Raw genomic sequence first — 23,070 nt, forward strand, 5'->3', positions numbered from 1 at the left:
GTCGATGAGGCGCACCGGACCAGTGGGTCGATAGGAAGGCGTGGGCGGACATCCACGACCAGACGAAGATCCCGCGCACCGCCGGCTGTACCTGACGGCGACGCCGCGGATCTGGGAGGAGCGGCTGAACCGCGAGGTCGCCGAGGGAGTACGCGACCCGCTGCCGCGCGAGATGGCGGCCTCCATGGACGACGAGAGGGTCTTCGGGCCGGTTCTCTACAAGCTGTCGCTGGCGTCGGCGGTGTCGCGAAAGCTGCTGGCGCGGTACCAGATCATTGTCCTGGAGCTGAAGGACCCGGTCGTGACGCCCGAGCGGCTGATGGGCGAGGACCGGCACACCGAGCAGGTCCGCGGGCAGCGCCTGGGCGCCCTCCAGGCCGCGCTCCTGCACACGATGGCGCAGCACAACCTCCAGACCTGCATCACCTTCCACCACCGGACCATAGAGGCCGCGGCGTATGCGGAGGGCCTGAAGCGCATGGCCAAGCGGCTGCACGCCAACCAGCCGGAGAAGTACCCGGCCGAGATCTGGGCGGACTGGCTGTGCGGCGAACATGTCCCGGAGCGCCGGCGGGAGGTGCTGGGCAAGTTCGGCTCCACCGCCCGGCGGGCCGTGCTCTCGAACTGCCGTGTCCTGGGCGAGGGTGTGGACATCCGGGCCGTGGACTCGGTGGCTCTCCTGGACCCCAAGGGCGCACCGCACGACATCGTGCAGGCAATCGGCCGGGCGCTGCGCCAGAAGCCCGGAGAAGGAAAGCTCGCGTCTTTGATCGTGCCGGTATTCCTCCAGCCTGATGAATCGCCGGAGGATATGTTCACCTCTGGTTCGTACCGGCCTTTGGTGAAAGTTCTTGAGGGTCTGCGGGCTCACGATGAAGAGGCCGTGGAATTGCTGGCAATCCCCCAGGAGCCTCAGAAGGACGTCGCGCAGCCCCCGAGTACATCGGCACGGCGTCCCAGGAAGGCGAGAAAGAATCCCGCCTGCTGCTGCGCTTTGCTGCTCCGCGTGATCCGGTGATGGTCGCCAACTGGGTGTCCTTCAACGTGATCGACACCGAGCGTCAGGACTGGGCGCGCGGCTGGATGAAGCTGAAGGCGTACGTGGAGCGGGTCGGGAACGCACGGGTACCGTACGGACACCGGGAGGGCGCGACCCCGCTCGGGCAGTGGGTGGCAGAACAGCGACGGGCCTACGCGGCCGGGGAGATGAGCGGGCAGCGCGCCCGCCGGCTGGAGCGGCTCGGCATGGTGTGGTCCGTGGCGGATGAGCGGTTCCAGGAGAACCTGGAAGCCGCCAAGGCCTACTACGAGCAGCACTGGACCCTGTGTGCTCCGAGGTCCGCCGTGGCCCTGTCCAGGCCGGTAGGACAGTGGTTGAGCAATTTGCGCCGCCCCGGTGCGCTGGAGGGCCACCCGAATGGAAGGCCGCGCTGGAGGCGGTGGACGAGGACTGGAACCCGTCCTGGTCGGCGGAGTGGCAGCGGCACTACGCCGCCCTGCGGGAGCTGGTAGCCGACGAGGAGGGCCAGGCGGACGTCCTGCCGGGGTTCACGGTCCACGGCATGGACATCGGCAAGTGGCTGGCGCGGCAGCGCAAGCCCGAGGTCTGGCAGGGCCTGACCGACGGTCAGCGCCAGCGCCTGGAGCAGCTCGGCATCACACCGCCGCCCGGCCCGGAACCGCAGGCGAAGCCGCCCACGGCGCCTCTGAGCGCCTTCGAAAAGGGCGTAGCAGCCCTCGCCCAGTACAAGACCCGCGAGGGCTCCGTGAAGGTCCCCAGGGGACACGTAGAACGGCTGGAAGACGGGTCGGGAGTCCGGCTCGGGGTGTGGATCATGAATCAGAAAAGCCGCCGCGCCAAGCTCACCACCGACAAGCTCGCCGCACTCGCCGCCCTGGGACTGGAATGGGCCTTGGAAGGCTAAGAGAATGGGATAAGTTTGTGGTTAAGCAAGCTTGCCTGAAGTAGGGGTGCAGGGTCATGGCATCTGAGGAAGAGCTGTTCGCGTCGGTCGACGCTCTGTTGAACGAGGAGCCGCATCTGCCGCCTCCGGCGGAGCGTGCCCGGCTGCGCGAGGCCGCCGGCATCACGCAGGCTCGCCTGGCCACCGCGTTGAAGACGACGACCCAGTCGGTGAAGAACTGGAGAACGGGCGCAGCGAGCCGAAGTCGCCGCGTCTGGATGCCTACCAGCGGCTGCTGAAGGGGTGGGCGGCGAAGTACCCGGCTCCCGGTACGGCTCCGGCAGCCGCGGGCGCCGCAGCGGCGCCCGCGGCGTCTACCGAACCGGCCGCGTCCACGGGGACGGCAGATGCCCCCCAGGGCTCCGCTGTTGCGGCTGCGGCGCCGGCGTGCCCTGCCGCCCCCAGGCCCGCCGCAGCATCGAGCCGGCCGGCCACGAAGAAGGCGGCGCAGCCGGTAGCCGACTCTCGCTTCCCTCATGGCCCCTCGCGGTCCTGGACGGTGACGGCTGCGCATACGGCGTCGACGGCCTGGTGCTGGACTGCCCGGCGACCACGGTGGTGGAGCTGGTGGAGTGGACGCTGCGCGAGTCCGGCTTCGGCGCGCCGAAGCTGAACCGCTACGGCAAGGACTCCGACCCGCTGATCGTGCTCACCGCGGCGGCCGCGGTGAAGCTGGGGCTGCCGGAGCGCCTGGAAGGCCACGAGCAGCGCCCTCCCTGCGCCTTCCCGAAGACCATCCCGTGGTCAAGCAAGTGGTGAAAGCCAAATGGCGGCTCACCCAGCGCGGTTCGGCCCCTGGGCAAGGATCTACCGCAAGGTGCAGGGACGGGAGCGACAGTGCGTGCAGTTCGCCATCCTGTCCTGGGACGCGCTCGACGAGCGGTCCTGGCCCGGCGTCGCGGACATGGAGCCGGCCGACATCGCCCGCGCCCTCGGCGTCTACGCCACCCGGGTCATCACCCCGCGCGGGTCAACGGCCGTCTCCGGGCTGGAGCTGATGACGGCGCTGCGCCCGCCCACACGTGCGGTGCAGGACCCGGCGACCGGGAACTGGTGCCTGGCCACAACCCCGGCTCCCTCGGCACGGATCCGATCGACCCTGCGCCGCCGGAAGCCACCCCCGAACACCCCGTCGTCGTGGACTCCGGCTGGACCGGCGGGTTCCTCAATGAAGAGGCATACCAGTGGGTGCGCGATGTCAGCCTGCTGACGGATGAGGAGTGCACCCTGCCGTACGCGGTCGGCCTGGACCTCAACACCGCCTTCCTCGCCGCCTCTGCCCGCCTGGTCGTCGGCCTGTCAGCGCCCGACCACTTCCGCCGTCCGACGTTCAATCCGAAGATCCCCGGCTCCTGGCTCGTCGACCTGAGCCATGTGGAGATCGACCCGCGGCTGCCCTCGCCCTTCACGCCGGACGGCACCCGGCCGTCGGGACCTGCCTGGTACCAGACGCACACCGTCGCCTACGCCCAGGAACTCGGCTACAACGTCGCCCCGATCGAGGCCTACCTGCGCCGGGAGACCGGCGCGTACCTGGACCCTTGGCACGATCGGCTCAAGAACGCGTACGTCGACACCCTCGCCGACCTCGGCGTCACCCGGGACCTGTCCGACACCGAGTTCCTCGCAGCGATGGAGCAGCACAAAGACGTCGACCCGGGCCTGGCCGCCGTCCTGTCTGCCATCAAGGCCACCGTGAAGGGCGGCATCGGCAAGCTCCGCGAGCGCCCGCAGGGCAAGAAATACAAGGAGGGCGAGCGGTGGCCGGCCCTCCAGCGCCCCACCTGGCGTCCGGATATCCGTGCCGCCGTCATTTCCAAGTCCCGGGTCAATATGCACCGCAAGATGCGCAACATGGCCACGATGACGGGTCTGTACCCGCTCGCCGTGCTGTCCGACTGCGTCGTCTACCCCTCGCCTGCGCCTCGCGCTGGACTTCCTGCCCTACGCCGCCTCCGGCAAGCCCCAGCCTGGCGGCTTCCGCCTCGGTCCCACCCCGGGCCTGGCCAAACTCGAGGCGTCCAGTCGATGCTGTGGGCGGTCGACCTGATGGAACAGGGCTACAAACCCGCCCGCCACATCAAGGGCGGCGACGCCGTCCTCGACGAAGGCGAGTAAGCGCTGTGGGAGAGATCGACGACGCCATCGAACGCGCCGACCAGAAGCCTTCACCCGCCAGCCGCCCAAGACACTCCAGGCCCGCATCAACTTTCTGATCAAGCAGCTCAAGACGACCAAAGCCGTCGCGGCGGAGATCGGGGTCAGCCAGCGGTCGGTGGAGCGCTACCGCAAGGGCGAACGCAAACACCCGCCGAAGGACATCGCCGCGAGGATCGACGATGCCGTGCGGCGGCGCTGGCAGCCCCAGGTCCGCAAACGCCGGCGCAAGCAGGCTGCCACGACCGGGATCACGGTCGAGACCCGCGCCCGGTTCGGCTACACCGCGCCGATCGGTACGACCGACGACGGACGTTTCCGCCGGCTCACCGTCCGTCTCCCCGCGCAATACGCGCAGCGCCTGTTCGACGCCCGCGACGCCGGAGCCAGCGACCTGCAGATGCGCCGGATCATCGCCGAAGGCTTCAAGGACATCTACTTCCAGGACGGCGGAAACCGCGCCATGGGGCTCTCCGACGTCACCCTCAACGACATCGACTACCTCGACCTCGACTACTGACCTGGTCCCGGCTCGCAGGCCCAGAACCTGCTCGTCGGGTGAGCCGAAGCACGATAGTTGTCACACGCGACGGGATGGGTGGGGAAGCTGTTGCTGGCCTCGGGTGCCTTTCGGTGGCTCCCCTGCAGGGTGAGATGACGCTGTCGTTCCTGGGGCGGATCACGGACAGGTACGGCCTGACGGTGCGGAGTCTGCTGTCGTCGGTCACCGAAGTGGCTGGCCAGCAGAGCGTCGTCGGGGCTCTGCAGGGCGACAGTGAGGTGTTCTTGAACGCCGCGGCCCGGGACCGGGTCGCGGCGCTGTGCCGTGTGCCGCAGGTGGACATACGCCGTGCGCTGCTGGCCTGGATGTGGGAGGAGCCGCTGGGCCCCTTGACGGAGAGGCCGGCGGCGCGGCTCCACAACGGGGTGGAGACGGTTGCTGCCTGGGGTCCGGCCCGCTCCTACGCAGCCCAGCACGGGCACCTCGCTCCACACGCCGGCGAGCAGCACGAAGGCTTTTCGATCGGACGCTGGCTGGCCGAACACCGCCAACGCGCCCGCAAAAGGAACGGCACATCCCCTCAAGCCCGCGTCCTGGCCAGCCTGGACCCGTGGGGGAACCCGCCCTGGCCGATGCGGTGCAGTACGCCTACCACCACGCCCGCATCCGCCCCGATACCCCACGCGCCACACGATGGGTCACCACCCAACGCCAGGCATGGCCGCTCCTACACCCTGGTCAGCAGCAGCTCCTGGTCGGCATCGGCGTGGGCAGGTAGCTCTCGTTTCAGCGAGGGGGCTCCTGCTCGCTGCGATACGCCCGGGCCAGTAGCCCAGCGAACGCAGCGGCCCGCTCGACGCCGTACCGACCACCTTGGATCTGGTGAAGCAACGCCCGGCCTACCTGCTCGGGAGTGAACCCGTTTTTCGCCAGCTCTTGAACGATCTCCTCGATGGACGGCGGTGCCTGCCGGTGGGCACGCTCGCTCACCGCACCAGGTGCAGTCCCGACCGGACGGGCCTTTGATCGGTGGATACGGCAGGCCGCACCGGAGCTTCGAAGAGGAGTTGCTGCTCTTTCGGGGCGTCTGCAGCCCGCCGATTCCGTGGTGGTCGCACGTCCCCGGGGAGCAGGTTCTCATCCAGTGGCCTGAGATCCGGCCTGGCGCGGACAAGGACGCTCTGGCCGAACGGCAAAGTGCCCCACACGTATGTGGCCTGGTTACTGGCTGCTGGTGTGTTCGTAGGCGTAAAGGGCCCCAGACCAGCCAATGCCGGCCCCATTGGTGTGTGGCCTACGAGGTCGAGCGTGGCCTTGGGAGGGCTCCAGCGCAGAAGATCCGGGTAGGCGAATGTGGAGGCCTCACGCCCTTGAGAAATGTCCCACATGCGCCGTGCCTCGGAGTCGATTACCTGGACATCTTGCACGGTGCCGGGCGGGGGCCTGCCGTGACGACGCCTAGAAGAGCGCCAGCCATGGTGGCGATCGTGTCGGTGTCCGAGCCGAGGGTGTTGGCGGCAAGGAGCAGGCCAGCTTCTGGGGAGTCGGCATAGGCATGTGCCAGAACCGCGGCAAGCAGTGGTGACTGTGCCTGATCCACGCGTTGCGTCCTCGAAGCCGCCCCACCGCTGCACCAGGGCAGCGTAGGTCTCTGTTGTGAAGGGCGTTGTGGGGTCGAATGCCTCGAGTGCTGCGCGGCATTCGTTGGCGACGGTGACGGCGGCCGAGCGGAAGTCGATGCCAGCGGCATCACTCCATGTGGGTAGCCAAAGATATGCCAGTTCGTCGTCTTTTGCGATGATGTCCGGTACCTGCTCCAGCCAGTCGACTGCGGGGCGCCACTGCTTGGGGCCGGGGAGTTCGTTGGTGTCCAGGGCGTGGGCCAGCAGGATGGCGTGCAGGACGGCGCCGAGGATGCCCCGAGGGTGGCCGTGGGTGCTGACGGCGTTGCGTACGACGTCGCGGGTGATGTGGTCCCAGTTGGTGAGGTCCCGTGCGGACCAGACGTGGGGCTGGATACGCATGGCGCCGTTGCCGCCGATGTCGACGTAGCGGGCGGCTTTGGTGGCGAAGACGTTCTGCGACCACTTGGCTTCGACCCGCATCAAACCGGTGGCTGCCGCTTTGGTCCCGCGGCCGGCGCCGAGGGCGTAGGCCTGCCAGGCAACGACTTCGATCTTCGCGAAGGCCTCGGCGTCGAATTCCCCGTCTCCGCGAATGGCGCGTGAAGTTGCAAGGCGCAGTTGGGTGTCATCGGAGTAGGCGCCTGCGGGAGAGGCATGTCGCGTCCGTAGCGGCCTCCCACGCGCCTCTTCCAGGCACGGTCGTGGTGACTTCATCCTGTCCGACGCGTCGTCGCACGCCGGCGGTGTCGGTCAGTTCGGTGATGAAGCCGAGTGCATCTCCGTACGCCGCCCACTGGGCTGAGGCGCGTACTACCTCCCATTGCATGGCGCTCACCGTAGTCCTTACCTGCCGAACGTGACCGGGTCGGCAATGATGTCGACCTCATCATGTCCGCTGACGCTGACAATGGCCTCGGCCTTCGCTGCGTCCTCGTCGGTGAGGACGCAGATGCGCTGCAGGTATCGGGTGGAGACGGCCTGCGGGTAGAGCACCTCGGCTTGCGGGTTCGTGGGCAGGTGAGGCTCGCGGTTGCCGCGTGGCGGTGTGTTTTTGCCGAAGCCGTAGGGGACGCGGTCGGCGAAGAGAGCTTCGGCTCCAGGCAGTCCCTTCACGGGAGTGATGCCCTCGTATCCCATGTTGCTTGGGGAGAACAGCACGCCTGGGTGCGTCATGATGACGGGATCGAAGCTGAGGACTGCCCAGAATAGGTCTTCGTTCGCCCACCACTTTTGGCTGCTGGTTCGCAGGAAGCTGTGGTTGGGTTGGCTGATGCTGAGGTTCACGTACCGCCAGTATTTGGGGTCCTCGCGGCGCCACTTGGTGTTTTCGTGGTAGATGCTCTCGAGATACTCGTCCTTTGACAGAAGCGCCCGAGCCTTGCATTCTCGTTGCAGAAGTATGCCCAGCAAGCCCCGGTTTGTCGTGAAGTGCACCACTTCGGTGATCTTGCGTTCCTGGATGAGGGCGTTGATGCCCTCATCCTGTCCTTGGCCATCCGGTATGGCCGGGATCGGCTCTGCCGCGGTCATACGGCTTTCACCTCGTAGGTGTCCGGGTCCATGCAGGCGATGAGGTCGCTTGCCTCGGAGGGCTTGTAAGTGATGGTCAGCGTCTTGCGGGCGCGTCCGGCGGACATGGCCAGCAGGCGCAGGTGGGCGTCTCGTTCGCTGTCGCCGGGCTCGGTGGCATGGGGCATGACTTCACTGTTGAGTCCGACGATGATCACGTGGTCGAACTCCAGCCCCTTGGCGGAGTGCATCGTCGAAAGCGCGACGTTCACCGGCCCCGTCGGCCACTCGGCGTTGCGGGTGAGCTCCACGTAGGCCAGTCCCGCGGTGTTCAGACGGTTCTTGACCTCGCCGAACCAGCCCTTGGCATGAAGGATGGCGACGGACTCGTCATTGTCTGGTCCGAGGTCGTTGAGGAACTGCACCACATGGTCCATCTGCTGGGTGAAGGTGCCCTGGACCAGCAAAGGCTTGTCGCCCTCTTCCTTGCAGGAGGTGAGGTCCGGGATCGCGGCGTCGTCCGTCGTCTCCACGTCGTTGAGCAGCGGGGCGGCGAAGGCGGCGATCTGCCGGGTGTTGCGGAAGTTCTTCGACAACAGCTTGCTGTTGTGCGAGCCCACGCTCAGGCCGACCTCGCTCCAAGTGAAGCGCTGCGGATAGATGCGCTGAGCAGCGTCGAGGACGAAGGTAAGCGTGTGCTCGTCGGTGAGGTGGTTGAGCACGGCGCGGACCTGGTTGGCGGAGAAGTCCTGAGCCTCGTCGACCACGACCACGTGGTAGGGGTCGTCGGCACGCTTGGCCGCCATGGCATTCGCCAGGTCAGACCAGTCCCAGGCCTGCTGCTGCTTCTTCCACTCCTGGAAGGGGTAGATCACCTCTTCCAGCAACCGGCGGCGCACCGAGGCCGGCATCCGCGGGGAGCGGCCGCGACCCTGGCGTTCACACTCGATGTACTCGTCCAGGTGATCGGGCATGAAGCGGCCCAGGACATAGTCCGCTTCGGAGCGTACGAAGTCGGCGGACAACGGCAGGGGCTCGGCCAGGGCCTCCAGCTTCCGACTGCCCTCCCGGTCCTGGAGGATCCGCTCGTAGGCCACGCGATCGGTGGCCCACTTCGCGAAAGTGGAGATCGTCAGCTCGACGTCATTGCCCTTGAGCTGCTCCTGGGTGAGTTCCTCGATGTAACCGCGCAACGTGCGGTTGTAGGTGAGAACCAGGACACGGACGGGGCCACTGATGAAGCCGTCGCGGCGACGACGCTGCCAGAAACCGACAGTGAACTTCAGCCGGTACAGGGCAGTCGTGGTCTTGCCGCTGCCCGCGGCCCCCCGTACGACGAACACCCCCGGCTTGTGATTGTTGATCACCGTGAGCTGCTCGCTCGTCGGCTGCGTCGGCCTGAGAACCTTCATCCGCGCGGTCCCTCCCCAAGACTCACCCCCCGAACCTGAGGCCATGTTAGGAGCGAGCGCCGCCAGGCAGGTTGAAGATCGGACAACAGTTCGTCACGGAATCGCAGAAAGCGACACATCGGTCACTTGTTCGAGTGATGGCTGCTGAGGTGTCCCTCCCCCGGAGACGGCAGGTACTTGGCTGGTCGGCGTGGAGCAGCAAGCTGTCAACGGGTGGGGCGAGGCGGGCGTCGAGACGGTGTTCGCCACCGCTGCCGGGCAAGTGACGCAGTTGCCATGGGATCAAGCGGCGGCCACGGTGCGTTTCGAGGACCTGGCGCCGGTATCCGCGTTTCCGGCCGTGCCGGGCCGTCGATGGGGGCCGGGCTGGTGGTGGTCGGCGACCACCGGAAGGCACGTCGTGCACGGTTGGGCAGCGATGCGCACCCAGCTGATGATCCTGGTCCGGGATCCGGACGTGACCGGTCTTTCCGCACGCCCGGTACGGCTGCTGTGGCGGGAAACCGACGGACGGGTGCGCTCGTGGTGCCCCAGCTCTTCGCCCGGTACGCCGACGGCACCGGCCTGCTCGCCGACTGCCCCGCCAGCCCGCCCCCGGTGGAGACGGGGCGCAGCAGGCGCGGATGGTCCTGGAGGCGGCGTGTGCCCGCGTGGACTGGGCGTATCGGCGGCTTGAGCCGCCGTCTGCGGTGATGGCGGCGAATCTGCGGTGGCTGGCCGGCTACCGCCATCCGCGCAATCAGGGCCCGCCCGGGGTGCGGGCCGCGCTGGCCGAGGCGTTCGCCGGGTTCCGGCCACTGGCCGGCGGTGCGGCCGCGGTGGGTGATCCGCTCCAGGTACTGCCGGCTGTCTATCACGCGCTGTGGCGCGGGCATCTGACGACGTCTCTTGATGAGCCGCTGCACCAGGAGTCGCTGGTCCGCGCTGACGCTGAACGCAGTGGTGGGGGCGCCGGAAAGCGGCTGGGTGCCGGAGGCGGCCAAGGAAGGGGTGAGTGGGCGGCGCACACGATAAGAGCCCGCGGCCGGTGGTGGAGGTCGGCGCGCACGTCACCTACCGGGGACAGACCTGGCAGGTCGCCGCCTTGCAGGGCCGGCAGGTCTACCTGCTGCAGGAGGGCGGCACCGGAACAAGGCTGCTCCTGGGGCGGTTGTTCACCGATCCGAGCTTCGAAGTAGTGGGCGTACGGTCGCCGGACGCGGTGCCACAGTGGGGGCTGTTCCAGACCGTTCCGGTGGCGGCCCAGCAGCGGGCGCTGGCCTGGCTGCCCCACATCCGGGAGGCAGAGACCGGGTGGCCGCACCCTGAGGGTGGCCGTGACGGCCAGACGATGCGGCCGGAGTACGACCCCGAGCGGTGGACGCTGGCGCAACGCGACGCGGCCAAGGCGAAGGAACTGGCGGCGCTCGGCTTCGCGCGGGTGACGCGTACGACGGTGGAGCGGATGCGGCATGGCTACCGCAAGCAGGGGTTGTGGGGGCTGGTCGACAAGCGTGCGGTGCCGACACGCGGCCGACATCCGACGGGGTATGCCGACGAGCGGATCGTGGCCGCGGTGCTGGAGGCGCTGCGGCGCCAGCGAGGCCGGTCGAAGGGAACGGCGAAAGGGCTGCAGGTACTGGTCGGGCAGATCCTGGAGGACACGCACGGGCGCGGCGTGGTGGAGATGCCGTCACGGTCGACGTTCAACCGGCTGGTGAGTGTGCTGGCCGACCCGGCCGAGCATCCGGGACGCCCGGCACGGACCGCCAGCACGCCCGCCCGGGCCTCGTCGGCGCTGGTGGTGCTGCGGCCGGGGGAGCAGGTGCAGATCGACACCACCCGCCTGGACATCATGGCCGTCCTCGAGGACGGCAGCCTGGGGCGGCCGGAGCTGACCATTGCCGCCGACGTCGCCACCCGCTCCATCCTGGCCGCCGTCCTGCGCCCGCACAGCACCAAAGCCGTCGACGCCGCCCTCCTCCTGGCCGAGATGGCCGTCCCCCACCCAGCCCGGCCGACCTGGCCCCAGTCGCTTCACCTGTCGCGTGCCGAGGTGCCGTATCAGCGGATGTTGTCGCTGGACGAACGGCTGGAGGGCGCGGCCGCCCGCCCGGTGATCGTGCCCGAGACGATCGTCGTCGACCGGGGAAGATCTACCTCTCACAGGGCTTCGTCGCCGCCTGCGAGACGCTCGGGGTGAGCGTGCAGCCCGCCCCGCCCCGCCGCCCGCAGGCCAAGACTGTGGTGGAGCGGGCCTTCGGCTCGATCAACGACCTGTTCTGCCAGCATGTCGTCGGCCACACCGGATCCAACCCCCAGCGCCGCGGCTCCAAGACATCGGCCGAGACCCGGTGGACGATCCCTCAGATGCAGGACTTCCTCGACGAATGGATCACCTGCGGCTGGCAGAACCGGCCCCACGACGGACTGCGCCACCCCGTCCTGCCCAAAACCGCCCTCACCCCGAACCAGATGCGGGCCGCGCTGATCACCATCAGCGGCTACGTGCCGGTGCCACTGAGCAGGGCCGACTACCTCGAGCTGCTGCCCGTTCGCTGGCAGCCCATCACCGAATGCGGCATCCGCCTCGACTACCGCACCTACAACCACGACACCCTCGACCCTTACCGCAGCCAGCGCTCCCCCGTCGCGGCCAAGGACGGCAAGTGGGAGGTCCACCACAACCCCCACGACGCCCGTCAGATCTTCGTCCGTCTCACCGACGGACAGCTCCACGAAATCCCCTGGATCCACCGCGACCACGTCCACCAGCCATTCAACGACGCCCTCTGGCGCCACATCCACACCGAGGTCGAACAACGCGGAGACCGCGGCCAGCACGAGGCCGACCTCGCCGATGCTCTGGACCAGCTCCTGCGCCGCACCCGCGGCCCCGCCGGTACGGAACACCAAGCCAGCCCCAGCAAACGGCGTCGTATCCGCGGTACGGCCGTGCCGCTGCCCGACCTGCCCGGGCAGCGGCGCCCGCTCGCAGCAGAGACCGCACCGGCCCCGGAACCGGACTGGAGCAAAAGCCTGGACGACCTGATCAGCACCGCCCCGGCCACGGAGTCGGGCACTGGCGATCCGGAAAGCACAAGCGCGGCGCCGGCCGAGGCAGGCGGCTACGGGCTGTGGGACGCCGAAGCGGAAGCCGAGCAGTGGTGAACGCCTCGCCGGGCATGAGCGATGCATCGGCCCGCAGGTCCCCGTCGACGGCGGACCGGTCTCCCGGGGCCGCGGCAAGCACCGCCGACGACGCCCCTGATCCGCAGCTTCAGTCGGTGACCACCTGGGACGGCTTCCATGCCTTCGCCACCACTCCCGTGGCCGCTCCTCCCCCGCCCGACGCACCCTCTCGCAGTCTGGAGGAGCGCCTGGCCTACCACTCGCGGTTCGTCACCGTGCGTACCCCCGCCATCGACGCTCTCGCCAAGAACGTGCGCATCCTGATGACCCTCGGCCGCCACCCACCAGGCCGTCACCGCACGGCCGTCCCTGATCGTCACCGGCCCCGCCGGCGCCGGGAAAACCACCGCCCTGCTTCAGGTCGGACGCCCCTGCTACCTCGCCCACACCCGACGCCACGGCGCTTCGACAGCGGCCGGACAGGCCCCGGTCGCCTACGTCCTGGTCCCGCCTGCCGCCAGCGCCAAGACCCTCGCCATCGAATTCGCCCGCTACCTCGGCATCCCCGTCACCGCCGGCATGTCCCAGGCCCAGATCACAGGCGCCGTCTGCCACACCTACACCGCCGCGGGCGTCCATCTGGTGATGATCGACAAGATCCACCGGCTCAACCCCCGCACCACCACCGGCGCCCAGAGCGCCGACCTGATCAAAGACCTCACCGAACGCATCGGCGCCACCTTCGTCTACGCCGGCATCGACGTCACCACCACACCCCTGTTCACCGGGGTACGCGGCGCGCAGCTCGCCGGACGCGCCTCCCTCATCGACTGCTCCGCCTTCCCCGCCCGCCTCGGCGACGAACAGCCCTTCCGCGACCTCATCACCGCCATGGAAGGCGCGCTCGACCTGCGCCACCACCGGCCCGGAACCCTCCCCCGGCTGGCCCCCTACCTCCACGAGCGCACCGCCGGCCGCATCGGCAGCCTCGCCCGCCTCATCCGCCAGGCCGCCATCACCGCCATGATCGACGGCACCGAACGCATCACCAAGACCACCCTCGAAGCAGTCCGCCTGGACCACCTCGCCGAACAGCACTACCGTCCCCAAACCCGGCCCCGGAGCCGGAATACCAGCCCCCCGTGAGCCGGACAGACGTCACAGCCCCTGCCCCGGCTGCGGCCGCCCCCACGCAGCGCGACGTCCTCACTGCTAAGGCATGGCTGCGGATCCCGTCAGTCGCGCCGGGCGTATTCCGCCTACGGCCGCTGACCGGCGAAGCGACCGCCTCATACGTCCAACGCCTCGCCGACGCCCACCATCTGGCGCTCCCCCAGCTCCTCCACGGCGTCGGCATCACCCCCACAGCCACGGCACCCTGCCCGCAGCCGAACTCCACCTCAACCACAACGCAGCCCGGCACCTCACCGTCCTCACCCGCACGTCCCTCCCCACCTGACGCGCGCCCTGCCCCGCCTGGCCCCAAACAACGACGCCCATCACATCGCTGCCACCGCGCGCTGGAAACGACTCGAGGCCGGGCAGCAGCCCGTCCGCGCCTGCACCCTGTGCACCCGCCACCGCAGCCACGACACCACCGACACCGCCTGGCTCCACCCGAAGCCGCACCGGCTGACGTGCCCGCGCCACCACCGAGCCACCCCCGACCCGCGGCTCACCTCCCCCTCCACACTCGGGCGACGCCCGAAATCACCGACGCGCACCACGCCCACCAGCGACTCCTACGGCACCCACGCGCCCTCACCGCCTGGACCGCGGCACACGCCATCACCACCCGCTGGTACGACCACCAGCCACACCTCACCCACCGCTGGCACACCCGCCTGACCCGGCTCTGCAAGGACAACCCTCACCTGACCACCACGAGCAGCGCCTCCCCCGCCCTCCTGACCCGCGACCTGATCACCTATCCCGAAACCGTTGCCCTCGCCCGCACACTCGCCACCCTGCCCAACCGGCCACACCGCACCACGGACGACGACCTCAGCCTCATCGCCCACCGACTCGCACTCCCACGCCTGGCTGTGCCACTTTCACGGGGAGTCATTTCGAGGTGACTTGGGGAGTCGTTTCGTGACGTCAGACAAGATCAACGTCAGTGGCTTTTGATGTCACTCTCGACTGTCAGTGCCGGGTGGAAGACTGCCCGGCATGATCGAACCGAACCCGAAAGCGGACCTTCTCCGATACCTGCAAGAAGCGCGTGAAGCCCTGGTGTGGAAGCTCGATGGGCTCTCGGAGTACGACATCCGCCGTCCGCTGACTTCCACAGGCACGAACCTGTTGGGGCTGGTCAAGCATGTCGCCGGTGTGGAACTGGGCTATTTCGGTGACACGTTCGGGCGGCCGTTCTTCGACGAGGACCCGCCGCCCTGGTGGTATACGGAGGACACAGAACCCAACTCGGACATGTGGGCCACGGCATACGAGTCACGCGAATACATCGTCGGGCTGTATCGACAGGCGTGGAAGCACTCCGACAGCACGATCGCGACGCTGCCGCTTGAGGCGACAGGACACGTCCCGTGGTGGCCGGAGGAACGTCGGGAGGTGACACTGCACCACATCCTGGTGCGCGTGATCTCCGATACTCAGCGGCACGCCGGCCACGCGGACATCGTGCGAGAGCTCATCGACGGATCCGTCGGGTATCTGCAGGGCAAGGACAACATGCCGCCAGGGGATCAGGCGTGGTGGGAGGACCACCGGAGCCGCCTGGAGCGCGTGGCGCGGGAAGTCGACGGCTGATCTCTCCACTGCTGCCGACCCCGCTGGCTCCGGGGTCGGCCCTGCGGCGTCGTTCAGCTGGCCTGGGTTTGTTCGGCCAGGGCTTTGGTATGGGCGAGGCTGTAGGACTCGGTGCCGGTCTGGATGATGGCGCCATTGAAGGTCAGGCGGTCGACTATGGCCGCGCAGAGCCGCGGATCCGTGAACGTTTTCGTCCACCCGCTGAAACTTTCGTTCGAAGCGATGGCAACGCTGTTCTTCTCCTCGCGCTCGGTCAGAACCTGAAACAGCAGCTCAGCGCCCCTGCGGTCAAGCTCCATATAGCCGAGTTCATCAATGCATAACAGATCGACGCGGCCGTAGCGGGCGATCGTCTTGGACAGCTGCTTCTCGTCGGCGGCTTCGACGAGTTCGTTGACGAGCTTGGTGGCCAGCACGTAGCGGACGCGGAAGCCGTGCATCGCGGCCTCCGTGCCCAGGGCGATCAGCAGGTGGGACTTGCCGGTGCCGGAGTCGCCGATCAGGCAGAGCGGCTCCCCTTTCTTGACCCATTCGCAGGTGGCGAGGGTGTTGACGGTGGCCGGGTCGACGTTGAGGTTGGCGTCGAAGTCGAATACCCGCAGGCTCTTGTCGCGGGGGAAGGAAGCGGCCTTGATCCGGCGTTCTGAGCGTCGGCGGGCCCGGTCGTCGCACTCGGTCATCAGCAGTTCGGCGAGGAACGCCCGATACGACATCTGATCGCGTGCGGCGCCTTCGGCGAGGTCGGCGAACTGCTGGCGGATGGAGGGCAGCCTGAGCATGCGGCATGCCTGGTCGATCGAGGCGGTGGCGGCTTCTTCGGTCAGTCCGCGCTTACGTGTCATGATCCCTCTTTCTCTCCGGCCGTGCGGCCGTGCCGTTTCAGGAGCTGGTCGTAGTGGGCCACCGACGGCAGCGGCCGGTTGTCGGGCGGGAGGTGGGACAGCTTCCAGTCGGACAGGAAGGTGACAGTGCCGCCGGGCTCCTCCTGCGGCTGGACGGGATGGGCCGGGGTGGGCTTCGCGGGCTCGGTGAAGGTCTCGCCTTCGGCAGCCTTGCGGGCCTCCAGCGCGACCGCGTCCGCGGTCAGGGCGCCTGCCTGGTGGGCTGCGGCGAGTCCGGCGACGACGTGTTCGTGTTCCATGTGGCGGCCCAGCAGCAGCACCTCGATCAAGGCTCTGGTGCCAGCAGCCTCGCCGTGCGCGGCGCGGGCTGCGGCCCACCAGGCTTCGTGGACGGGGGTGAACCTCCCTGCGGCTTTGGCCTGTTCGAGGGCGGTCGCTCCAGGAAAGGCGCCCGGCTTGCGCAGGAGTGCTTCCAGGTAGTGGTCCAGGACCAGGCGGGATTCGCCCCGGCCGCTGAGGCGTTCGTGGTGGGCGACCACAGTCCGCCCGTCATAGACGACCAGGTCATTGGCGTGCAGCAGCACCCGCAGCTGGCGTCCGATGAAGCGGACCGGGACCGAATAGGAGTTGCAGCGCACCGTGACCTGGCCGAACCGGTTGACCCGCGGAGTGAACCACCGCCCGGTCTCGAACACCTCGCGGGGCAGTGGCCGCAGCAGCGGCCGTTCCTGGGCGAAGCACTCACCGATAGTGCGGGGCTTCGAGCGCAGACGCCGGCCTTCGTCGTCCAGGTCCCACTGGTCGACCATGGCGTTCAGCTCGGTCAGCGAGGCCACCTCGGGGACAGGGACGAAGTGGTTGCGGCGGTAGTAGCCGATCTGCCCTTCGACACCGCCCTTCTCGTGGGCGCCCTCGATGCCGGGACGGCAGTAAAAAAACATCGACGCCCCAGTGCGAGCGGAAGGCCGTCCAGCGGTCGTTCTCCACCCTCGCCCTGGACAGGCCCAGAACCCGCTCGACCGCAGCCCGCAGGTTGTCATAGCGGATGCGGCCGCGGGTATGCCGCCCAGCACCCGAAACGCGTGCACGTGCCCTTCGAAAAACGCCTCCTGGCCGCAGGAGGCGAACACCCGGTGCACCGCCTTGCCGGAGTAGGACAGCCGCAGCGAGAACAGATAGACCTTGGTCATCCTGCCCGCGAGCATGACGTGCACTTCACCGAAGTCGACCTCCGCCTCCGCTCCCGGCAGATGCGTCTGCGGCACGAACATCGCGTCCGGGCCCAGCGGTCCTTCACGTAGACGCGGACCATGGGATACGAGATGTCGTTGGCCGCATGGTCTCCGACCAGGCGGTCGTAGATGCGCTGGGCGGTGTGCCGCTGCTTGGGCGGAGCGTCCAGGTCAGCCAGCAGCATCCCGTCGATCAACGGCTTGTAGGGATCGAGCCGGGACTCCTTGCGTCGTTGCTTCTTCCGCGGCTCGGGCCACTGCCCGTCCAGGGCCCGCCGGACCGTCCTCCAGGTCACGTTGTGCGTGCGCTGAAGCGCCCGCAACGACATCCCCATCCGGTGATCCCGGCGGATCGCCGCGTACAACTCGACCTTCGACTGCGAGTTACCCATGAGGCCCCCAGCGGAGAAGCACACCTTACAGTCCCACCGCAAGCCCTCAAGTGACGTCAAAACAAACTGCCATCGCAAACTCGGTCAGATGGCGACTCCCACAGTCACATCGAAACGGCTCCCGAAGTCACGCACATAACCACACGCCTGGCCAGCAACGCGAACGATCCCTCCGGGTCTTCCTCACCCACACACACCACTGACCAGCCACACCACACACCGAAGCCCCCAGAAAGCGCAGTCTCCTATAGACGCACCACCCCACCCACGAGAAAACCAAGATCAATCCCACACAACTACCGGACCGCAGGCCAAACCCCCGAACAACCAAACCGAACACACCCCCAAGCCACGCCCACCACACCCGAGCACAACCACTTCAGCCACCCCGAACCCCACCTCAAAGACGAAACACCACACCAAACCAGTCCAGCCACCTGAAGATCACTGCTCCGTCACAGCAGCAGGTCCTGACGACCTCGCAGCTGTCGGCGGGCGCTCGAGCACGGCGCGGCAGATGGCCGGTGGTCGACCTTGCGGCAGGTCGGGGAGCGAGCCGGCCGGGCCCCGCGGCAGGTCGAGGAGCACCTTCTGCACCGGGGTCCGGAACAGATGGCGGCGGGTGCGGCAGGCGGCCGGCGAGAGCTTTGGGCTGCTGCTGGGCCGGAACAGGAGTGCGGGCGGGCCGCCACACCGGGCGGGTGCGGCGGCCGTGGGGCATCGGCTCGTGGTTCGAGCCGGTCAGCACAGCGGGGGACCGCCCGGCGTCACCGCGCCCTTGGGCACCCCGAACCACTCCTGGAGCGCCTCCGCCAGCCCGGCCGTCGATGCCGGCGCCCCGGCGTCGGCCGCCCAGGCCGTGAAGCCGTCCGGACGGACGAGGACCGCCGCCAGCTCCGGGCGGGACGGGCAGCCGACCCTCAGGGTCTCGACGCGGCCGGCATACCCCGCAGCGAGGGCCCGCAGCTCCGGGTCGCCGGTGAGGTCCAGCAAGAGCCCCCGGCCGCCGTGGAGGTGGTCCGCCAGGCGGCGGCCGTCGGCGAGTGCGAGGTCCGGGGTGCTGCGGCCGGTCAGCGGGTGCTCGCCCGGCAGCTCGTACCGCACCCCGCCACCGTTGAGCCGCGCGGTCAGGTACGTGGTGCCCGCGACCGTCCCCGCCAGGCCGCTGACGATCTCACGCAGGGCCCGGGACTGCGGGTCCGGGCGCATGGCCGCGACCTGGGACCGGGTCCAGTCCAGAACCCACGCACCGACCGGGTGCCGCTCGCAGGTATAGGAGTCCAGCAGCCCTTCCGGCGCCCGGCCGCCGACCACCGCGGCGAGCTTCCAGCCGAGGTTCACCGCGTCCCCGATCCCCAGGCTCAGCCCCTGGCTCCCGAACGCGGAGTGCACGTGCGCCGCGTCGCCCGCCAGCAGCACCCGGCCCTTGCGGTACTCGGTGACCTGGCGGGCGTGGTCGGTGAAGCGGGTCGCGGTCCGCACCCCGGTGATCGTGACGTCCACCCCGGACACACGGCGCAGCCGCGCCTGCAGGTCCTCGGCGGTGACCGGCGCGTCCCGGTCGGCCGGCGGGCCGTCGAACTCCACGGTCACGACGCGGCCCGGCATCGGCCCGTAGGCGTACACCCCGGTGTCCGTGGCCCTCCAGCCGGCCGTCAGTCCCTCGGCGCCGGTCATCTCCACGACCGCCTGATGACAGGTGATCTCCGGGTCCGTACCGGGAAAAGCGAACCCCGCGAGCTTGCGGACCGTGCTGCGGCCACCGTCGCAGCCCACGAGCCAGCCGGCGCGTATGGCCCCGTGGCTGGTCCGCACGGTCACGCCCCCGCCGTCCGCGTCGAAGCCGGTCAGCTCCACCCCCCGGCGCACCTCGACGCCGAGTTCGTCCGCCCGCCCGCCGAGCAGCCGCTCGATGTCCTGCTGCGTCACGAAAGCGATCCCGGCGGCGGGGCCGGCATCGCCAAGGCCCGGCTCCGTACGGTCGACCAGATCGGCACGCAGCATGATCCCGGCGAAGTGCCCGACGATCCCGAGCCCTTGGCCCGCAGCCCCGCCTGTCTCCCCGCCGTTTTGCTCGTGCACGAACGCCTGGATGCGGTCCACCGCCTGCCGCTGCACCGCGGCCAGCGCGGGCAGCAGCCCCCGGCGGTAGAGCGCCTCGGCGCTGGGCGTGGTGATCGCCCCGCCCTTGATCGTCGGGTCCACTTCGGTCCGGCGCTCCAGGACGGCCACCCGCGCGCCGCCGAGCCGCAGCTCGCACGCCAGCATCAGCCCGACCGGGCCGCCCCCGGCCACCACTACGTCATAGTCCATGGCGCCCACTATCACCGAGGGCCACCAAGGCCAAAAAGCCGCCACGGTGTCAAGGAGCCGGCCCGCACGGAGGGACGGGAAGCGGGCCCCGCGCTCCTTCTCCGCCCCACCCGTCCCCGCCGGAGTCCCGGCCGGCCCGATCGGCTCGACAGGTGGCCGGGCGGCCAGACGGTCAGCGCTGCGAACGTTGCGCTGACGCGCTCAGTGACCAGGCCAGGACACTGCCGACAGCGGCCAGAAAACAAAACCGCCCCGCTCCGGCTCCGGCCTCGCCCGCTCCCCGGCGCACATCCCGTACGCCCCGACCTGATCGTTACTCAAAAACCCCACCGGCACGAGCCGGCCCTAGCCGGTTACGGAACAGGCCCGGACGCATTTCACCGAACCCCAGCGGCGACGTGGACCACTGCACCAGGGCGTGGATCGAAAGTGCCCGGTGAAGATGGCGGAGAGGCGGCCGTGGTCGTGTCGATGCCCGCCGGTGCGAGCACGACGGCAATGGCCTCATAGGAAACGGTGTCCTTCGCCGCTCCCACAAGGGCGCCGAGAACACCCGGTTCAACCTGCGGCAGGGGAGCCTCACTTCCGTCGGCGCCAGTACCGGCACAGCTCCGGACCGGACCCACCGCATTTCTCCGGCCTGGCCCTGCTCAAGCCCCCAAGACACCTTCGACGGCGGATGACTGAGCAGCGAAAAGCACTGATGCCTCTGCCAGGCACCCCAGGCACCCACGACGGTGGGCGCCCAGCACAGGCATCAGCCGGCAGTGCGGGCCCGGTCTCCAGAGCGGTACTGAGACGCCCGATCAGGACACGTGCGGTCTCCTCACCCCGGTCACGGCCCCGGCCCCGGCCGCACCTGTGGCAATCGGCGCAAGGCAGCCCTTGAGCGCAGCCGCAGCACGCCGGATCACCCCACGGTCCGGCTCGGGCTGTAGACGTTGAGGACCTCCTCGCCGACAGCCGGGGCATCTTCCAGGTCCTCGTCCAGCACACCAGGAGTCGGAAGCTGCCTCAACATGCCCGCTACAGACTGCGCGATGGCCTCGAAGCCCGGGGCGATCGGCTTGCTCTGGTCCTGGCCTGGTTCACGGAGGGGTTCCCCAGAGCATGCGGGAACCGCGGACGACGCCATGGATGACCGGGCCGTTGAAGACGTTCGTATCGCCGAAGGACACATCCGGATCGGCCTGCACCCTGGCGGTGACCGGGTAGATGTCCATCTCCCGCTGGATCACCCCCATCATCCGCCGGATGCCCTGCCTGGTGATCTTAAATCCACCGCTCCTCGCCCGACGCCCCTGCCCGCCCCTCCCGTCCGGCATCTCACCAGGCACCAGGCACCAGGCCCTACACGAGCCCTCACCAGCCAATGCCAAACAGACCGCCGCCAAACAGACCGCCGCCAAACAGACCGCCGCCAAACAGACCGCCGCCAAGCAGACCCGGCGCGGAGCAGACCCGGCGCGGAGCAGACCGCTCTCACATGACCACAAGCACGCCTCTCAACACGTCATGTCACGCATTGACCCCACAGCACCACCACGGGTGCATGCCCACAGCTCTCCAGCAGGGAACCGGAGGAGAAACCATCCGCACCTCGGGGAACATGAGAGGAAACACGAACCGGAACACCCCGGAACGCATGCAGACCACCCTAGGCACAGCAGCCGTGGTCTGGGCCGTGACGACCTTCGTCTCGAAGCCGATCTCGTCGGCGATGCCGGCCCGGCGGCGCCTTTCGCGGTCGTCGGTCCAGGAGGCGGGCAGCTACAGACGCCGGGCGATCGGTGTCCGCCCGCGGTCTGTGGCATAGGCGAGGAAGACGCCGACCTGGCAGTTCTCCGTGCGCCCGGCGGTGCCGGAGTAGTGCCGCTGCACCCCGGCCGACCGCGTCCCCTTCTTCAGGAAGCCCGGGCCGTCCACGGCCAGGACGGCGCCGAGGTCGCCGAGGTCTTCGATGACGTACTGGCGCACGGCATCGAGGACCTCATCGGCGTCCCCTCGGACCGGTTCAGCATCCGGTGGAGGCGGTCCGGGCCTGCGTGGCCGGCTTCCTCCGCCGGCGTCCGGCCGTTCTTCCGCTGCAGGGGTGCGATCCGGCCCCGCACATAGGCCGGCGCCGACCTTCGGGGCTCCGATCTGCTGAAACGGTGCACGAACCGCTCCTGCACAGCATCCAGTTCATCCGCCCACAACCTGACACCAGCAAGGTCCCCGCCCATAACCCCACCCACGAACGACCCGGCCATCAGTCACGGCAAGCACCGCTGCAGTACTAGACGAATAGTTCCGATTGCGGGGTTCTCAGACGCAGGGAGGGTGTCCAACATCGGGTTGTGACGACCGATTTAGACACCCTCTTGACGGCACTGTACGTGCATATCGATGACCGTTTGAAGACCCCGCGCTGGCGTGGGCGGCCGCCTCGGCTGACCGACGCCGAACTGGTCACCCTGGCCGTGGCCCAGGCCATCCTGGGCTTCCACTGCGAAGCCCGCTGGCTGCGCTTCGCCCACGCCCACCTGCACGGCCTGTTCCCCTACCTGCCCCAGCGCCCTGCCTACAACAAGCGCCTGCGGGCCGCTCTGCCCCTGGTCAAACGGGCCATCCGATTCCTGGCCATCGACACCGACCTGTGGCTCGACCCCCTGTGGATCGTGGACTCCACCCCCGTCGAGTGCGCCCGCTCCCGCGAGACCGTGCGCCGTTCCGACCTCGCCGGCTGGGCGAACTACGGCTACTGCCGCTCCCACTCCCGCTTCCACTGGGGCCTGAAACTCCACCTGGTATGCACCCCGGCCGGGCTGCCCGTCACCTGGGCCCTGGCCGACCCCAAGATCGACGAACGCCAGGTTCTGGCCGCGCTCATCGACAACGAGCCACACCTCGCCAGCACCCGGCCCGGCCTGCTGATCCTGGCCGACAAGGGCTACATCGCCGCCGAACTCGACCACTTCCTCGCCGCCCGCGGTGTGAGCCTGCTGCGGCCCTCCTACCGCAACCGCGGCACCCCGCACCCGGCCGAACCTCTGCTCAAGACGGTCCGCCAGCTGATCGAGTCGGTCAACGACACCCTCAAGGGCCAGCTCGACCTCGAACAGCACGGCGGCCGCACCATCGACGGCGTCGGCGTCCGGGTGGCCCAGCGAATCCTGGCGATGACCTGCGCCATCTGGCACAACCGCATCATCGGCGCACCCACCACCAGATCACTGATCGCCTACGACCACTGAGCCACA

General features: G+C 68.8%; 11 protein-coding genes and 9 pseudogenes. 11 read left to right on the forward strand and 9 right to left on the reverse strand.

Annotation, left to right across the window (positions count from 1 at the left end):
- The 5 genes and pseudogenes from KGS77_RS00005 to KGS77_RS00025 all read left to right on the forward strand — a co-directional run.
- A pseudogene (locus KGS77_RS00005) lies at positions 1-1,925 on the forward strand (Helicase associated domain protein); the annotation flags it as partial.
- Positions 1,926-1,981: 56 nt separating this feature from the next.
- Positions 1,982-4,082: pseudogene (locus KGS77_RS00010) on the forward strand (helix-turn-helix domain-containing protein).
- A 5-nt stretch (positions 4,083-4,087) separates the two neighbouring features.
- Positions 4,088-4,641, forward strand: a pseudogene (locus KGS77_RS00015) (XRE family transcriptional regulator).
- A 347-nt stretch (positions 4,642-4,988) separates the two neighbouring features.
- A pseudogene (locus tag KGS77_RS00020) lies at positions 4,989-5,219 on the forward strand (helicase associated domain-containing protein); the annotation flags it as partial.
- A 14-nt stretch (positions 5,220-5,233) separates the two neighbouring features.
- A complete protein-coding gene (locus KGS77_RS00025; protein ID WP_242587837.1) occupies positions 5,234-5,401 on the forward strand; it encodes a hypothetical protein in 168 nt (55 codons plus the stop codon).
- 630 nt (positions 5,402-6,031) lie between these two features.
- Here KGS77_RS00025 and KGS77_RS34785 read toward each other — a convergent pair.
- The 4 genes and pseudogenes from KGS77_RS34785 to KGS77_RS00040 all read right to left on the reverse strand — a co-directional run bounded on the left by KGS77_RS34785 (position 6,032) and on the right by KGS77_RS00040 (position 9,169).
- Positions 6,032-6,373, reverse strand: coding sequence for an ADP-ribosylglycohydrolase family protein (locus tag KGS77_RS34785; RefSeq protein ID WP_347404568.1), 342 nt, complete (start codon positions 6,371-6,373; stop codon positions 6,032-6,034).
- A 151-nt stretch (positions 6,374-6,524) separates the two neighbouring features.
- Positions 6,525-6,962 (reverse strand): annotated as a pseudogene (locus tag KGS77_RS34790) (ADP-ribosylglycohydrolase family protein); the annotation flags it as partial.
- A 129-nt stretch (positions 6,963-7,091) separates the two neighbouring features.
- Positions 7,092-7,778, reverse strand: coding sequence for a DarT ssDNA thymidine ADP-ribosyltransferase family protein (locus tag KGS77_RS00035; protein ID WP_242577817.1), 687 nt, complete (start codon positions 7,776-7,778; stop codon positions 7,092-7,094).
- The gene (locus KGS77_RS00040; RefSeq protein WP_242577818.1) at positions 7,775-9,169 is read right to left on the reverse strand and encodes a 3'-5' exonuclease; all 1,395 of its coding nucleotides are present in this window, start codon (positions 9,167-9,169) and stop codon (positions 7,775-7,777) included. The genes KGS77_RS00035 and KGS77_RS00040 overlap by 4 nt, the downstream gene beginning before the upstream one ends.
- A gap of 238 nt (positions 9,170-9,407) precedes the next feature.
- On the opposite strand from KGS77_RS00040, the pseudogene KGS77_RS00045 reads away from it, so the two are divergent.
- The 5 genes and pseudogenes from KGS77_RS00045 to KGS77_RS00065 form a co-directional block, all read left to right on the forward strand.
- Positions 9,408-10,164: pseudogene (locus KGS77_RS00045) on the forward strand (TnsA-like heteromeric transposase endonuclease subunit); the annotation flags it as partial.
- A 32-nt stretch (positions 10,165-10,196) separates the two neighbouring features.
- Positions 10,197-12,319: pseudogene (locus KGS77_RS00050) on the forward strand (Mu transposase C-terminal domain-containing protein).
- 372 nt (positions 12,320-12,691) lie between these two features.
- Complete coding sequence (locus KGS77_RS00055) at positions 12,692-13,426, forward strand: TniB family NTP-binding protein (protein WP_242587226.1); 735 nt, start codon at positions 12,692-12,694, stop codon at positions 13,424-13,426.
- Between the two features lie 491 nt (positions 13,427-13,917).
- On the forward strand, positions 13,918-14,358 hold the full coding sequence (locus tag KGS77_RS00060) for a hypothetical protein (RefSeq protein WP_242577819.1): 441 nt from the start codon (positions 13,918-13,920) through the stop codon (positions 14,356-14,358).
- A gap of 94 nt (positions 14,359-14,452) precedes the next feature.
- On the forward strand, positions 14,453-15,049 hold the full coding sequence (locus KGS77_RS00065) for a DinB family protein (RefSeq protein ID WP_242577820.1): 597 nt from the start codon (positions 14,453-14,455) through the stop codon (positions 15,047-15,049).
- 53 nt (positions 15,050-15,102) lie between these two features.
- Here the strand turns inward: KGS77_RS00065 and istB are convergent, their stop codons facing one another.
- The 5 genes and pseudogenes from istB to KGS77_RS00090 form a co-directional block, all read right to left on the reverse strand.
- Positions 15,103-15,891: an IS21-like element helper ATPase IstB gene (gene istB / locus KGS77_RS00070; RefSeq protein ID WP_242577821.1), complete on the reverse strand. Its 789-nt coding sequence runs from the start codon at positions 15,889-15,891 to the stop codon at positions 15,103-15,105.
- Positions 15,888-17,515 (reverse strand): annotated as a pseudogene (gene istA / locus KGS77_RS00075) (IS21 family transposase). Before istA ends, istB begins: the two are co-directional and overlap by 4 nt.
- A 741-nt stretch (positions 17,516-18,256) precedes the next feature.
- On the reverse strand, positions 18,257-19,828 hold the full coding sequence (locus KGS77_RS00080; RefSeq protein ID WP_242577822.1) for an FAD-dependent oxidoreductase: 1,572 nt from the start codon (positions 19,826-19,828) through the stop codon (positions 18,257-18,259).
- Positions 19,829-20,916: 1,088 nt separating this feature from the next.
- Positions 20,917-21,075, reverse strand: a complete 159-nt coding sequence (locus KGS77_RS00085) for a hypothetical protein (RefSeq protein ID WP_242577823.1) — start codon at positions 21,073-21,075, stop codon at positions 20,917-20,919.
- Between the two features lie 430 nt (positions 21,076-21,505).
- A pseudogene (locus tag KGS77_RS00090) lies at positions 21,506-22,053 on the reverse strand (transposase); the annotation flags it as partial.
- A gap of 114 nt (positions 22,054-22,167) precedes the next feature.
- Here KGS77_RS00090 and KGS77_RS00095 point away from each other — a divergent pair.
- Positions 22,168-23,064 (forward strand): IS982 family transposase, encoded by an 897-nt coding sequence (locus KGS77_RS00095; RefSeq protein WP_242577829.1) that lies wholly within the window; start codon positions 22,168-22,170, stop codon positions 23,062-23,064.
- Positions 23,065-23,070 lie beyond the last annotated feature (6 nt).

This window comes from Streptomyces sp. MST-110588 (assembly GCF_022695595.1).
Taxonomy (GTDB): domain Bacteria; phylum Actinomycetota; class Actinomycetes; order Streptomycetales; family Streptomycetaceae; genus Streptomyces.